The sequence below is a fragment of the Xanthomonas sp. WHRI 6106 genome, assembly GCF_040202405.1.
GTDB lineage: Bacteria > Pseudomonadota > Gammaproteobacteria > Xanthomonadales > Xanthomonadaceae > Xanthomonas > Xanthomonas cannabis.
Genome location: NZ_JBEGFC010000009.1, coordinates 129,490 through 143,622 on the forward strand (window position 1 = coordinate 129,490; position 14,133 = coordinate 143,622).

10 protein-coding genes are annotated in these 14,133 nt (G+C 69.0%); 7 read left to right on the forward strand and 3 right to left on the reverse strand.

Annotation, left to right across the window (positions count from 1 at the left end; genetic code table 11):
• Positions 1-45 precede the first annotated feature (45 nt).
• Entirely contained in the window at positions 46-1,140 is a 1,095-nt protein-coding gene (gene rnd / locus ABQZ09_RS14055) for a ribonuclease D (protein ID WP_349777172.1), read from the reverse strand.
• Between the two features lie 118 nt (positions 1,141-1,258).
• Here rnd and ABQZ09_RS14060 point away from each other — a divergent pair, with 118 nt between their 5' ends.
• Both ABQZ09_RS14060 and ABQZ09_RS14065 read left to right on the forward strand, forming a co-directional pair.
• The gene (locus ABQZ09_RS14060; protein WP_039563987.1) at positions 1,259-3,103 is read left to right on the forward strand and encodes a formylglycine-generating enzyme family protein; all 1,845 of its coding nucleotides are present in this window, start codon (positions 1,259-1,261) and stop codon (positions 3,101-3,103) included.
• A 245-nt stretch (positions 3,104-3,348) separates the two neighbouring features.
• Positions 3,349-4,596 carry a virulence factor family protein gene (locus ABQZ09_RS14065; protein WP_228314619.1) on the forward strand — a complete coding sequence of 416 codons (1,248 nt, stop codon included), beginning with the start codon at positions 3,349-3,351 and terminating at the stop codon, positions 4,594-4,596.
• A gap of 295 nt (positions 4,597-4,891) precedes the next feature.
• Here the strand turns inward: ABQZ09_RS14065 and xseA are convergent, their stop codons facing one another.
• Positions 4,892-6,229, reverse strand: a complete 1,338-nt coding sequence (gene xseA, locus ABQZ09_RS14070; RefSeq protein WP_349777173.1) for an exodeoxyribonuclease VII large subunit — start codon at positions 6,227-6,229, stop codon at positions 4,892-4,894.
• 146 nt (positions 6,230-6,375) lie between these two features.
• Positions 6,376-7,443 carry a tRNA epoxyqueuosine(34) reductase QueG gene (gene queG / locus ABQZ09_RS14075; protein WP_349777174.1) on the reverse strand — a complete coding sequence of 356 codons (1,068 nt, stop codon included), beginning with the start codon at positions 7,441-7,443 and terminating at the stop codon, positions 6,376-6,378.
• Positions 7,444-7,467: 24 nt separating this feature from the next.
• Here queG and ABQZ09_RS14080 point away from each other — a divergent pair, with 24 nt between their 5' ends.
• The 5 genes from ABQZ09_RS14080 to ABQZ09_RS14100 all read left to right on the forward strand — a co-directional run bounded on the left by ABQZ09_RS14080 (position 7,468) and on the right by ABQZ09_RS14100 (position 14,117).
• The gene (locus ABQZ09_RS14080) at positions 7,468-8,955 is read left to right on the forward strand and encodes an NAD(P)H-hydrate dehydratase (protein ID WP_349777175.1); all 1,488 of its coding nucleotides are present in this window, start codon (positions 7,468-7,470) and stop codon (positions 8,953-8,955) included.
• Positions 8,952-9,452: a tRNA (adenosine(37)-N6)-threonylcarbamoyltransferase complex ATPase subunit type 1 TsaE gene (gene tsaE, locus ABQZ09_RS14085; protein ID WP_349777176.1), complete on the forward strand. Its 501-nt coding sequence runs from the start codon at positions 8,952-8,954 to the stop codon at positions 9,450-9,452. The genes ABQZ09_RS14080 and tsaE overlap by 4 nt, the downstream gene beginning before the upstream one ends.
• Positions 9,453-9,522: 70 nt before the next feature.
• Positions 9,523-11,184, forward strand: coding sequence for an N-acetylmuramoyl-L-alanine amidase (locus ABQZ09_RS14090; protein ID WP_349777177.1), 1,662 nt, complete (start codon positions 9,523-9,525; stop codon positions 11,182-11,184).
• 138 nt (positions 11,185-11,322) lie between these two features.
• Positions 11,323-13,182, forward strand: coding sequence for a DNA mismatch repair endonuclease MutL (mutL, locus tag ABQZ09_RS14095; protein WP_349777178.1), 1,860 nt, complete (start codon positions 11,323-11,325; stop codon positions 13,180-13,182).
• Complete coding sequence (locus ABQZ09_RS14100) at positions 13,182-14,117, forward strand: DUF1684 domain-containing protein (RefSeq protein WP_349777179.1); 936 nt, start codon at positions 13,182-13,184, stop codon at positions 14,115-14,117. The genes mutL and ABQZ09_RS14100 overlap by 1 nt, the downstream gene beginning before the upstream one ends.
• Positions 14,118-14,133 lie beyond the last annotated feature (16 nt).

Consider the following 14,133-nt stretch of genomic DNA (forward strand, 5'->3'; position numbering starts at 1 on the left):
AATGAAAAGCCCGCATGGCGGCGGGCTCTTTGCGTGAAGCCGATCTTACTGCGCGGCAGGATCGGCCAGCAGCGGCAGCAGCTGTGCTTCCAGCAGCTGCCGGCGCCATTGGCCCAGGGCCGCGGGCCAAGCGTGTTGCTCGATCAGCGTTTCAAGATGTCGCCGCGAAGCAAGCAGGCCGTCCGGTAGGCCCAGTTCCCGACTGCGCTGCGCCACGGCGTCCTGCAGGCGCTTGAGCACCGCTTTGTTTCCATCGGTGGCCGCTTGCGCCAGCGGGGCGCTGTCTTCGTCCGGCAGCGGCGTGTTGAGTGCCTCCCAGACCGCAGCGGCGAGCTTGCGCGGGGCCTTGGGGAACTTGTCGAACTGGCGCAGCAGCGCGTCCAAGTCCGCAGGCGGAAACCGCGCCAGCTGGCTGGCCAATTCGTTGTCCAGGATCCAGCTGCGCGGACGGTCGCTCTGGCGCGCCTGCAGATCGCGCCAGCGCAGCAGCCGCAGCAGCCGACGTTGCGCGGCCGGCTCCAGAAACTGCGCGGTGCGCAGGCTCACATGCGGCCAACGCTCGCCATCGTCGTGCTCGACGATGGCCAGCAGCCGCTCTGCATCTTCGGCCAGCCAGCCCAGGCGGTGCTGCTCGGTCAGGCGACGGGTCAGCTCATCGTGCAGCGCAAACAGATAACGCACGTCGTCGGCGGCATATTCCAGCTGCGACGGAGAGAGCGGACGGCGCATCCAGTCCGAGCGCGTCTCGCCCTTGGTCAGCAAGGTGCCGGTCACTTCCTGCACCAGTTTCTGATAGCCCATGCCGCCGCCGACACCGGCCAGGGCGGCAGCGATCTGGGTGTCGAACAGCGGCCGCGGCAGCACCCCGCACGCGCACTTGAAGGTGACCAGGTCTTCGCTGGCGCTATGCATCACCTTGACGATGTCGGTGGCCGTCAACCACTCCTTGAGCGCCGCGTTCATACCCGGGATCAGCGGGTCGATCAGCAGGATCTCCTCGCCGATGGCCATCTGCACCAGCGCCAGCTGCGGCCAGTAGGTGCGTTCGCGAATGAATTCGGTATCCAGGCCGATGCGCGATGGGCGCGCTGCCTGCAGGCGCTCGGTCAGCTCGGAGGGGTGGGTGATCCAATGTGGCACGTGATTTCCGTCGACAGCAAGGGTTTGCGCAGAACGCGCAGAATAGCCTAACGTCGCGATCGCCTGTCGTGCGGCAGAGCACTGGAAGGAGCAGGTGGTGGGCAAGTGCGGTAACCGGATGGCAACGTGGGCACTGGTGGCGCTCAGCATGTGTGCCTGTTCGCGTGCCCCGGCACCGACTCCGGCGCCGGCTGCACAAGCGCCGGCGGCGACGCGGCAGCCAGGCACACCCAATGTCTCCATCGGCGGCGAAGAATCCGCCGAGACCGTTGCACAGTGGCAACCGCCGGCCGTGGATCTGGGCGATGAGCCCCTGGCGCAGGCGCGCAAGCGCGCCGACGCGGCCTTGCAGGACGATCGCCTGTACCGCGACGCCGACGATGCGATCCCGTTGTACCTGGCCATCCAGCAACGCGCCGGCGGCAAGGACGCGGCCAGCCGGCGCGGGCTGGAGCAGGCCCGCGCGCGCTTGCTCGAGCGCGGGCAGGCCTTGATTGCCCAGACCGAGCGACAGGACGATGCGCTGGAACAGGCGCGCGAGCTGGCCATCGTGGCGCTGGCGCTCGCACCGCAGGACCCGAAGGTGCGTGCGCTGCAACGCGAAGTGGAAACCGCCCAGCGCGTGCTCGGGTTCAACCGGGCCGGTGAAGACGATCTGCGCGGTGGCCGGTTGGGCGAAGACGGCAACGGCGCGCTGGTGAACTTTCGCGATGCCGCGCAACTGGACCCGGACAACCCACGCACGCGCCAGGGCCTGGCCGCAGTGGAAAGCGGATTGCTCGAACGCGCCGAACAGGCCGCCGACGCCGGCGATTTCGTCGGTGCGCGGTACTGGCTGCAGATGGCCGGGCAGGTGCGCGACCGCGCGCCCACCATTGCCGATGCGCGCGCGCGCATCGAGCGCACGCGGCGCGCGCAGATCGCGGCGCTGCACGATGCCGGCCTGCACGACCTGACGTCGCCGCGCGGTCTCAAGGCCGCCGGTGAGAAACTGGCCGAGGTGCTGCGCATCGCCGACCCCGGCGACCCGATGGCGGGCGATCTGCGCCGTCGGCTGGAATTGGCCACCCATTACGGCAGCTTCCGGCCCGGGCAGGTCTTCACCGACGGGCTCAAGCTCGGCGGGCGCGGACCGCAGATGATCGTGGTGCCGCATGGTGCCTTCCAGATGGGTGCCGGCGATGCCGAACCGGGGGCCTCCGACAACGAGCGCCCGGCGCATTACGTGCGCTTCGCACGCGGCTTTGCGTTGTCGATCACCGAGGTGACGGTGGCCGAGTTCCGCCAGTTCGTCGAGGCCACCGGTGCGCGGCCGCGGGCCACCCGGCGCGGGCATTCGGTGGTGTACGACGAGCGCAGCGGCAACTTCATCCGCCGCAGCGGCGTGGACTGGCAGTCCGACTACAACGGTGCACGGGCCGCGCCCAACAGCCCGGTGATGCATGTCAGCATCCGCGACGCCGAGGCGTATGCGTCCTGGCTGTCGGAGCAGACCGGCCGCCATTACCACGTGCCCAGCGAGGCCGAGTTCGAGTACGCGGTGCGCGCCGGCACCACCGGGCGCTATCCGTGGGGGAATGCCGGCTCGCCACCGCGCGACACGGGCAATTTCACCGGCGGCAACGACGTATCGCGCAGCGGCCGGCACTGGAACAACGGCTTCGTCGGCTACGGCGACGGCTTCTGGGGCCCGGCACCGGTAGGCAGTTTCCGCGCCAACGCCTGGGGCTTGCACGACATGGGCGGCAACCTGAGCGAATGGGTGGCCGACTGCTGGCACGCCAGCTATCGCCGGGCACCGGCCGATGGCGCGGCATGGTTCAACCCGGGCTGCCGGCAGCGCATGATCCGCGGCGGCAGCTGGGCCAACTCGCCGCAGCAGACACGCGCAGCGTGGCGGCAGTCGCAGGACTCCGATACCACCAGTGCGCGGATCGGTTTCAGGCTGGCGCGCGGGATCTAGAGTTGAGGAGATGGATGCTTCGGGATGGCAGTTCGATTCCGCCCACCTCCACCAATCCGCTCACCTCCACCAAACAGCGTTTCCTGAGACGAGCGACTGCAGACTGGAATTCTCGATGCAGAGATTTTTCGGCCTTTTGATGTCTGGATCCGTTGGCTTAACCGCAGCGAACACTGCCCGCGCGCGGATGGAACCGGTGATGCGTGCGGCGGTCGAAGCGCCAGCGCTTCTGAAGGACTGCCGCGATGAGCATGGGGATCACGATGTTTCGTTGGGTCATGGCGACCTTGCTGATCGGCGGCAGCGGCTATGCCGTGGCGCGGCACATGCAGGAGGGCAACACCGCCGGGCACTACCACGCAGTGGAGATCGTTCGCCCGGAAGGCACGCCCAAGGCCATGGTGGTGTTGCTGCCCGACAGCGCCCATCCGCAGGACGGCCAGCGCCTGGCCGACATGCTGAGCGATGACGGTGCGCTGGTTGCGGTGGTCGATACCGCCAGCTACCGCGAGCGCTTGCGCTCGCACCACGCGGCCTGCAGCTCGCTGGCCGACGACGCCGAGCGGCTCGGCAAGAAATTGTTGCGCGCCGAACATGTGGATGCCTTCCTGCCGCCGGTGCTGGTGGGGCAGGGCGATGGCGCCGTGCTGGCACGCCAGGCGCTGGCGTCGTCGGCGCCGGACGTGCTGGGCGGTGCGGTGGTTGCCGATGCCGGCACTACCGACACCGGCCTGGCATGTTCGCGCGACGTGCCCGATGCCAATCAGGGCTTTCTCGACGATCTGGTCGACGGCGCCAGCCCGATGCAGATCGCTGCGGCCACGCGCGGCCACTTCCAGGCGGCCCAGACGCAAGGCCTGGGTGACCTGCCGCTGGTCGAGCTGCACGCACCCGGCAGCGACCGCCTGGTGGTGATGCTCTCCGGCGATGGCGGCTGGCGCGAGCTGGACAAGGGCATCGCCGCGCAGCTGCAGCAGCAGGGCGTGTCGGTGGTGGGCTGGAACAGCCTGCGATACTTCTGGGCCAGCCGTACCCCGCAGCAGGTGGGCGCGGACCTGGATCGGGTGATCGCGGCCTATCGCCAGCGCTGGCATATCCAGCACGTCGCGTTGGTGGGGTATTCGTTCGGTGCCGACATCCTGCCGTTCGCCTACCCGGAACTGTCGCCGCAGCAGCGCGCCTCCGTGCAGTTCGTCAGCCTGCTCGGGCTTGGCCACCAGGCCGACTTCAAGGTGCGTGTCGGCGGCTGGCTGGGATGGCACAACGATGCCGAGCGCGATGTGGAGCCCGCCATCCAGTCGCTGGACGCGCATCGGCTGCAGTGCATCTATGGCAGCGAGGAAAAGGACACGCTGTGCCCGGAGCTGCGCGCGCGCGGCGTCGAGGTGGCGGTGCGGCCAGGTGGCCACCATTTCGATCACGACCCGGTGGTCTTGACCACGCTGCTGATGCAGGGCTGGCAGCACGCCGCGCAGATGCCTGGCCGCTCCTGACGCCGCTCAGCGTTGAAGAAGCACTAGACGACGTTTTTCCGGAGCGTGTGATCGACAACCGACGCTCGCAGTCGAGCACGTTCTGCCAGGCACCGGTGCCTGATCCCTGGCGGCGGTGGCCGCAGTGCCTGAGCGCAATGCCGGGTCTGCCCGTCACCCGACGGCTTATTCAAGGTTTGCTGTCAGCGCGCCGACCGATGGCGGCGCGACCTGGCGCGGCGCTCTTCGACTGGTTCAAGCAGGCGAAGAGCGGCAGCAGTGCTGCAGACACCGCGTCGTCGTGGGCTGCTTGTTTTCAGCCTTCGCCAGATTCCACCCGCACAGCGATGCTGCCATCGGCCAGTTGCGCACGCAGGTGCTCGCCGGCCACCACGTCGGCGGCGCTGCGCACTACGCTGCCATCGGCAGGGCGGGTCACGATGGCATAGCCACGTGACACGGTGGCAAGCGGGCTCACCGCTTCCAGCGAGCGCGCCAGGCCGCGCAGCCGCAACTGATCGTGCTGCAAGTGCCGTTGCATGGCCGCTTGCGGATGCAGGGCGCGCAGCCGCTGTTGCAAGCTGGCGAGATTGCGCTGCGGGTTATGCACCTGCAGGTGCGCCTGCCCGCGTTGCACGCGCGTCTGCAGGCGTTCCAGCACCTGGGCCATGCGCGCGCGCAGCTGACGGCCGGCCTCTTCCTGGCGCCGGTGCAGCAGCTGCAGCCGTGCCTGCGGGCTGTGCGCACGCAGGCGCAGCGCAAGCCGGTCGGCGCGTTGCATCGCGTTCCGCAGGGCATGCTGTTGCAGCTGCGCCATGCGTGCCTGCGCGCGCCTCACCCGCGCCACCAGTTCACGCTGATCGGGCACCAGCAGCTCGGCCGCCACCGACGGCGTGGGCGCACGCACGTCGGCCACGAAATCGCTCAGGCTGAAGTCGGTCTCGTGACCGACCGCCGAGACCACCGGGGTCTGCGCAGCGGCGATCGCGCGCGCCAGACGTTCGTCGTTGAAGGCCCACAGGTCTTCCAGCGAGCCGCCACCGCGGGTGATCAGGATGACGTCGTAACGCCCGGAGGCATCGGCGCGCTGCAGCAGGGATGTCACTTGCGCTGCAGCGCTGTCGCCTTGCACCAGCGACGGCAACAGGTCCACCTCCAGCAGCGGGAAGCGTCGCGCCAGCACACTGAGCACATCGCGCACCGCCGCCCCGCTGGGCGAGGTGATCACCGCCAGGCGGCGTACATGCGCCGGCAGCGGTTGCTTGCGCTCGGCATCGAACAGGCCTTCGGCTGCCAGGCGCGTACGCAGTTCGTCGAAGGCACGTCGCAGCGCGCCTTCACCGGCTTCTTCCATATGGTCGAGCACCAGCTGGTAGTCGCCGCGCGCTTCGTACAAGGTGAGGCGGCCGCGTGCGAGCACGCGCAAGCCCTCGCGCGGCTGGAACTTCAGCCAGGTGCTCTTGGGCTTGAACATCGCGCAACGGATCTGCGCGCGCGCGTCCTTGAGCGTGAAGTACAGATGGCCCGAGGACGGGCGGGTGACGCTGCTCAGCTCGGCTTCCACCCACACCAGCGGGAAGCTGCCTTCCAGCAGGTCGCGCGCCAGTGTATTGAGCTGGCTGGGAGTGAGGATCTGTTGGTTGCGGTCGGCCATCGCCGCATTATCCCGTAGCGGGGAAGCGTGTGGGTGATCGCCTTCCGAACGCCCGGGCGTCCGGTGTCAGAGTGTGGCCGTCGCCTGCTGGGCGCATGCCGCCGATGCCATAGGCTGCATCGGTGCACGCAGCGAATGCCGGCGGCTCAGATGCCGTGCTGCGCCAGCGCCCAGCCGGCGTGTTCGCGTACCAGTTCGGAGTCGTGATGGCGACGCGTCTCCAGGGCGGCCAAGACTTCCGGCGTGCTCGGTGCATTGCCCAGGCCCACCGCGATATTGCGCAGCCAGCGTTCGTGGCCGCTGCGGCGGATCGGGCTACCTTCGGTGCGGCGCAGGAATTCGTCCTCGTCCCAGGCAAACAGCTGCGGCAGCGTTGCCACATCCAGCGCATTGCGGGCGCGGAAGTCGGGCTCATCGGTGCGCTTGGCGAACTTGTTCCAGGGGCAGATCAGCTGGCAATCGTCGCAGCCGAAGATGCGGTTGCCGATCGGCTTGCGCATCTCTTCCGGAATTGGACCGTCGTGTTCGATGGTGAGGTAGGCAATGCAGCGGCGCGCATCCAGCCGGTACGGCGCGATGATGGCCTGGGTCGGGCAGATGTCGATGCAGCGCGTGCAGGTGCCGCAATGCGCGGTGGCCGGCGTGTCGATGGGCAGCGGCAGATCCAGATAGATCTCGCCCAGGAAGAACCACGAGCCGCCGTTGCGATCGATCAGGCAGGTGTGTTTGCCGATCCAGCCCAGTCCCGCGTTGCGCGCCAGTGCGCGCTCCAGCACCGGCGCGGAATCCACAAACACGCGGTAACCGAAGGCGCCGATCTCGCCCTGGATGCGCTCGGCCAGCTTCTGCAGCCGGTTGCGCATCAGCTTGTGGTAGTCGCGCCCCAGCGCATAGCGCGCCACGTACGCACGGTTGCCGTCGTGCAAGGTATTCCAGGCCTCGGTGTCGTCCTTGCAGCCGTAATCCATGCCCACCGACAACACCCGCAAGGTGCCCGGCACCAGCTCCTGCGGGCGCGAGCGTTTGTCGCCGTGCTGGGCCATCCAGTGCATCGTGCCGTACAGGCCTTCTTCCAGCCAGCTGCGCAGATGCACTTCGTCTTCGCCGAGTTCGATGCCGGCGATACCGCAGCGTTGAAAGCCCGCTTCGCGTGCAAGCGCACGGATGCGCGCGGCGGCATCGGTGGGGTCGGGGCGGGCGAGGACGGCAGACATGACGACAAGTATAGAATTCCCGGCATGTACGCACCGCTCGCTCTTTACGACACCGCCGCCGCGCGCACGCTCGATGCGCAGGCCACCGCGCTGCTCGGTGGCGATGGCTACCTCCTGATGCAACGTGCCGGGCAAGCCGCCTGGCAATGGTTGCTGGAGCGCTGGCCGCAGGCGCGCCGCATCGTGGTGGTCTGCGGGACCGGCAACAACGGCGGCGATGGCTATGTGCTGGCGCGGTTGGCGCAGCGCGCCGGGCGCCAGGTGCGGGTGGTGCATCTGCCCGAGCGGGGCCCGGCATCGGAGCTGGCCCAGCGCGCCTGCACCGACTACCTGGCGGTGGGCGGCGCGATCGAGCTGTTCCCGTATCCGCTGGCGCAGGCCGATGTGATCGTGGATGCGCTGTTCGGCATCGGCCTGAACCGCGCGCCCGATGCGCCAACCGCAGCGCTGATCGAGGCGGTCAACGGTTGCGGCGTTCCGGTGCTGGCGCTGGACGTGCCCAGCGGCATCGACGCCGACCATGGCGTGGCGTTCGAGACGGCCGTGCGTGCGCAGGCGACCTTGCAATTCATCGTGCCGCATGTCGGTCTGTACACCGGCGACGCACTGGAATACGCAGGCGACCGCAGCATCGCAACGCTGGACGTGCCGGGCTCTGCATTCGACGGGCTCACGCCTGCCGCACATCGCTGGGACATCGACGCGCTGGCGGCGCAGTTGCGGCCCCGGCGGCGCAACACGCACAAGGGTGAAGCGGGCCGGGTGCTGTGCGTGGGCGGCAATCTGGGCAGCGGCGGGGCAATCATGCTGACCGCCGAAGCCGCGCTGCGCAGCGGCGCCGGGCTGGTGCAGGTTGCCACCCGTGCCGAGCACGTGGTCCCGTTGCTGGCGCGTTGCCCCGAAGCGATGGTGCGCGCGGTGCAGGCGGGCGACGACATCGCCGCCCTGGCCGATGCCGCCGATGTGGTCGCGCTCGGGCCCGGGCTGGGCCAGGACCCGTGGGCCCAGGCGTTGTGGCATGCGGTCCTGGGCTCGGGCAGCGCCGTCGTCATCGATGCCGATGGCCTGAACCTGTTGGCGTTGAATCCGGTGCCCACGCGCGGCCCGCGGTTGCTGACCCCGCATCCCGGCGAAGCCGGGAGATTGCTGGGGCTGTCCACCGCGCAGGTGCAGCGCGACCGCCTGACCGCCGCTGCCGCGTTGGCCCAGCGCTTCGACGCGGTGGTGGTACTCAAGGGCGCCGGCAGCGTGGTGGCGGCCCCGCACGCGGTGCCGCGCATCATCGACGCCGGCAACCCGGGCATGGCCGTCGGTGGCATGGGCGACCTGTTGACCGGCGTGATCGCCGCCTTGCTGGGGCAGGGCTGGGCGGCCCTGGATGCCGCCAGCCTGGGCGCCTTGCTGCATGCCTGCGCCGGCGACGCGGCGGCGCGCGACGGCGAACGCGGCCTGTTACCCACCGACCTGCTGCCGCAGCTGCGTCGCCTTGCCAATGCCGGAGCCACTGCATGACGCCTCTTGCTGCCTACCTGATCGATGCCGAGGCCACCGAGACGCTGGGCCGCGCCATGGCGGCAGTCCGGCCCGCCAACGCGATGGTCCAGCTGCATGGCGACCTGGGCGCGGGCAAGTCCACGCTGGCGCGCGCGCTGCTGCGGGCGCTCGGTGTCAGCGGGCCGATCCGCAGCCCGACCTATACCCTGATCGAACGCTATCCGCTGGGCCCCGGCGACGAAGCCTGGCACCTGGACCTGTACCGCATCGGGCAGGCCGGCGAGCTGGATTTCCTTGGCCTGGACGAAGGCAGCGCCAGCCTGTGGCTGGTGGAATGGCCGGAGCGGGGCGCAGGTGCCCTGCCGGCGGTGGACCTGGATGTGGAACTGGCTGTCGATGGCGATGGCCGACGTGTTCGTCTGTTGGGCCGCAGCCAGACCGGGCGCGACTGGCTGGCGCGCCTCGCCAATCAGGCCGAGTTGCAGGCGCTTTTTGTCAGCCCACAGGAAGAATGAACGCCAGGTTACGGATTATTAAGGGAAATCACCTTGCAATTCACTCGTTTGGGTGATTGAATCCAGCGCCATGACACCGGGGATCCGCCAGTTCTGTCGTGCCGCCCTGACCGCCAGCCTCAGCCTGGCGGTTTTTGCTGCGTGGGCCGGCGAAATCAAGGGCGTCGGCGTCAGCACCGGCGCCACTGGCACCCGTGCAGAGATCCAGTTGGCCGGCAGCGGCGGCTTCAAGACCTTGTCCCTGGCCAACCCCAATCGGTTGGTGGTGGACTTCCCGGATTCGGCCGCGGCGCGTGGGCTCAAGCTGCCCCCGGCCGCCGGCCTGGTGACCTCCGTGCGCACCGGGCAACCGGTGCCAGGCACGTTCCGGGTGGTTTTCGAGCTGTCCAGCGCGGTCACTGCGCTGAAACCGCAAATGCAAACGCTCGGCAGTGCCTCGACCCTGGTGATCGAATGGCCCGGCGATCCAGCACCTCCCTCCTCCGTTGCCAGCGCACCAGTACCTGCCGCGGCACCGCCGCCACGCGTCGTCGATGCACAGGCAGAAGCGGCGCGTGCCACCGCAGCGCTGGCCGCATCCGCGCAACGTGCATCTGCGACACCACCTCCGCCGCCGGCCCCGGTCGTGGTGCCTGCTTCGGCGATGCCGACCGTCACGCAGGCAGCAGTGCCGACCACGGTCGCCACCGGGGTGCCGACGCCGCGTCCCGGAACCGCTGCTGCGGCCGCGCCGACGACGGCCGGCAGCACCCAACCCAATCGCGTCGTTGCGGGCCCGGGCACGCCGGTGCCAGGTGCGCCCACAACGGCCGGTGCCTCCGCGGCCGCCATCCTCAATGGTGGCGGCGCGCCGATGGCTGCTGCGGGCGCAGGTCCAGCCGCGGCAATGCCGGGCGCGGCCACCAACGACGACCTGCCGCCGCGTCCGGTGCTGCCCAGTGAGGCATCGCGGGTCAAGATGGCGCCCGGCATGCGGCCGTTGATCGTCGCCATCGACCCCGGCCACGGTGGCCAGGATCCCGGCGCCATGGGCCCCACCGGCAAGCGCGAGAAAGACGTGACCCTGGCGGTCGGCCGCGAGCTGGCCCGCCAGATCAATGCCACGCCCGGCATGAAAGCGTACCTGACCCGTGACACCGATGTGTTCATCCCGCTGCCGATGCGCGCGCAGAAGGCACGCGCCGCCAAGGCGGACATCTTCATTTCGATCCACGCCGATGCGGCCGAAAACCGCAGCGCCACCGGATCGTCGGTGTACGTGTTGTCCACCAAGGGCGCCTCCTCGCAGCGCGCGCGCTGGCTGGCCGACAAGGAAAATGCCGCTGACCTGGTCGGTGGCGTGCGTCTGCAGCAGACCGAAAGCACGCTGGCCAACGTGTTGCTGGACCTGGCCCAGAGCGGGCACATGAAAGCCTCCGAAGATGCCGCCGGGCACGTGCTCGGTGGGCTCAAGCGCATCGGCAACAACCACAAGCCGCAGCTGGAGCGGGCCAATTTCGCGGTGCTGCGCACCTCGGATATGCCGGCCATGCTGGTGGAAACCGCGTTCATCTCCAATCCGGACGAAGAGCGTCGCCTGATCGACCCGGCCTACCAGCGCAAGATCGCCGCTGCGGTGCTGGACGGTATCGATACGTTCTTTACGCGCCAGCCGCCGCCGGGCACCTTGTTCGCCGCGCGCGCGCAGGCCGAAGCGGATGCCGTCGGCACCGTGGCCGGCGGCAGCCGCTGACCCGCTCGGCTATTATTCGGCCCTGAATCCCGAGATGTCGGTGCCTGTGCGCCGGCTGGTCGCCGTGCCGAGGTCTGTCTTGTCCGTGTCACCCCCGCTGTACTGCATGCCGCGCGTCGTGCGCCGGAGTGCGCGCTGATGGCGATCCGCCAGCTGCCCGAGATCCTGATCAACCAGATCGCTGCCGGCGAGGTCGTCGAGCGACCCGCCTCCGTGGTCAAGGAGCTGGTCGAAAACGCGCTAGACGCCGGCGCCACCCGGGTGGACATCGAGCTGGAAGAAGGCGGCGTGCGCCTGATCCGCATATGCGACAACGGTGGCGGCATCACGCCCGACGAGCTGCCGCTGGCAGTCTCGCGGCATGCCACCAGCAAGATCGCCTCGCTCGACGATCTGGAAACCGTGGCCACGCTCGGTTTTCGCGGCGAGGCCTTGCCCTCGATCGCCTCGGTCAGCCGCTTCACCCTGATCTCGCGTCGCGCCGATGCCGAGCACGGCTCGGCGCTGCAGATCGACGGCGGCCGGCTGGGCGAGGTGACCCCGCACGCACACGCGCCCGGCACCACGGTCGAGGTGCGCGAGCTGTTCTTCAACGTGCCGGCCCGCCGCAAGTTCCTGCGTGCCGAACGTACCGAGCTCGGGCACATCGAAGAATGGCTGCGCTCGTTGGCGCTGGCGCGCCCGGATGTGGAATTGCGCGTGTCGCACAATGGCAAGCCGTCGCGTCGCTACAAGCCGGGTGACTTGTATTCGGACGCACGCCTTGGCGAAACGCTGGGCGAGGATTTTGCGCGCCAGGCGCTGCGCGTGGATCACAGCGGCGCCGGCCTGCGCCTGCACGGCTGGGTGGCGCAACCGCATTACTCGCGTGCCAGCACCGACCAGCAATATCTCTACGTCAATGGCCGCTCGGTACGCGATCGCAGCGTGGCGCACGCGGTCAAGATGGCCTATGGCGATGTGCTGTTCCATGGCCGCCAGCCCGCCTACGTGCTGTTCCTGGAACTGGACCCGGCGCGGGTGGACGTCAACGTGCATCCGGCCAAGCACGAGGTGCGCTTCCGCGAAGCGCGGCTGATCCACGACTTCGTCTACCGCACGTTGCAGGATGCGTTGGCGCAGACGCGTGCCGGTACCACGCCCAACAGCATCGGCAGCGACGCTCCTGCGGCGGACGCCGTGGGTGCGATGGGAGCGGGTTTCAGTGGCGGCGCGAGCTACGGCGGCGGTGGCGGCGGCTCCGGACGCTATGCCAACTGGACGCCCTCGCAGACGCCGTTGGGCTTGCGCGTGGATGAGGCGCGCGCGGCCTACAGTGCGCTGTATGCGCCGCCGCCCGGCAGTGCGCAGCATGCTGCACAGCTGCCACAGCTCTCCGGCACCGGCCTGCCGGTCACCGCCGAAGACAGCGGGGTGCCGCCGCTTGGCTACGCCGTGGCGCAGTTGCACGGCATCTACATCCTGTCCGAAAACGCCGAAGGCCTGATCGTGGTGGATATGCACGCCGCGCACGAGCGCATCGGCTACGAACGGCTCAAGAACGCGCACGACAGCATCGGCCTGCATGCGCAGCCGCTGCTGGTGCCCATCACGCTGGCGGTGGGCGAGCGCGAGGCCGATACCGCCGAGCGAGAAGCCGATACCCTGGCCAGCCTGGGCTTTGAGATCACCCGTGCCGGCCCGCAATCGCTGCACGTACGCAGCATTCCCGCGTTGCTCGCCAACGCCGAGCCGGAGGCGCTGCTGCGCGATGTGCTCGGCGATCTGCGCGAACATGGGCAAAGCCGGCGCATCGCCAGTGCGCGCGACGAACTTCTCTCCACCATGGCCTGCCACGGCGCCGTGCGCGCCAACCGTCGCCTCACCGTGCCAGAAATGAACGCGTTGCTGCGCGATATGGAAGCCACCGAGCGCTCGGGCCAATGCAACCATGGCCGACCCACCTGGGCTCGGTTTACGCTGAGCGATATCGATCGTTGGTTTCTCAGGGGACGTTGATGGCAGTGCACGGGGGGAGGGGCTGGCTGCTCGGCATGCTGGTGGTCGCAACGCTGGCCGGCTGTGGGCGCGACAGCGCACCGCCGCAGGCGCCGGTGGCGCTGGACAAGACGTTTCTGGCCGATACCGCCGCCTGGCGCGAAGCGCGGCTGAAAGAGCTGCGCGCACCCGATGGCTGGACCAGCCTGGTCGGCCTGCACTGGCTCTCGCTGAAGGCGCACTACATCGGCAGCAGCGCAGACAGTGGGATCAAACTCGCGGTCGGCCCGCCGAAGATGGGCATGGTGTCTAGCGAGGGCGGTGTGGTGTGGTTCGTGCCCGAGCGCGGCGCGGCCCTCAGCGTGGACGGCAAGCCGCTGACCGGCAGGATCCGCTTCCAGTCCGATCGCGATGCGCGGCCGACGCTGATCCAGTTCGACGAGGGCAAGGGCGTGCTCGGCCTGATCCATCGCGGCGACCGCTATGCATTGCGCGTCAAGCATGCCCACGCGCCCTCGCGCACCCACTTCGCCGGGCTGGACTACTGGCCGGTGGATCCGGCATGGCGCATCGCCGCGCGCTACGTACCCAACGATGTCGGCAAGACCATCCCCATCGTGGACATCGTCGGCATCAGCAGCGAACAGCCCAATGCAGGGGCGATCGAGTTCGAGCGCGACGGCAAGACCTATCGGCTGGAAACGATCGGCGAGCCGGGGCGACCCCTGTTCGTGGTGTTCGCCGACCGCACCAGCGGCCACGGCAGCTATCCGGCCGGGCGTTTTCTGGACCTGGACGTGCCCGACGCCTCCGGACACGTAGTGGTCGACTTCAATCGCGCCTACAACCCGCCGTGTGCGTTTACCCCGTTCGCCACCTGCCCCTTGCCGCCACCGGAAAACCGGATCGACCTGGCGGTGTCGGCCGGCGAAAAGGCCTACAAGGTGCCGCACTGACGTGATGAGGGGGAAT

Excerpts from the sequence above, each read along its gene's own strand:
- ABQZ09_RS14090 (WP_349777177.1), top strand. The coding sequence starts at position 9,523 with ATGACACCGGGGATCCGCCAGTTCTGTCGTGCCGCCCTGACCGCCAGC.
- mutL (WP_349777178.1), top strand. The coding sequence starts at position 11,323 with ATGGCGATCCGCCAGCTGCCCGAGATCCTGATCAACCAGATCGCTGCC.
- queG (WP_349777174.1), bottom strand. The coding sequence starts at position 7,443 with ATGTCTGCCGTCCTCGCCCGCCCCGACCCCACCGATGCCGCCGCGCGC.
- tsaE (WP_349777176.1), top strand. The coding sequence starts at position 8,952 with ATGACGCCTCTTGCTGCCTACCTGATCGATGCCGAGGCCACCGAGACG.
- ABQZ09_RS14080 (WP_349777175.1), top strand. The coding sequence starts at position 7,468 with ATGTACGCACCGCTCGCTCTTTACGACACCGCCGCCGCGCGCACGCTC.
- ABQZ09_RS14100 (WP_349777179.1), top strand. The coding sequence starts at position 13,182 with ATGGCAGTGCACGGGGGGAGGGGCTGGCTGCTCGGCATGCTGGTGGTC.
- ABQZ09_RS14060 (WP_039563987.1), top strand. The coding sequence starts at position 1,259 with ATGGCAACGTGGGCACTGGTGGCGCTCAGCATGTGTGCCTGTTCGCGT.
- ABQZ09_RS14065 (WP_228314619.1), top strand. The coding sequence starts at position 3,349 with ATGAGCATGGGGATCACGATGTTTCGTTGGGTCATGGCGACCTTGCTG.
- xseA (WP_349777173.1), bottom strand. The coding sequence starts at position 6,229 with ATGGCCGACCGCAACCAACAGATCCTCACTCCCAGCCAGCTCAATACA.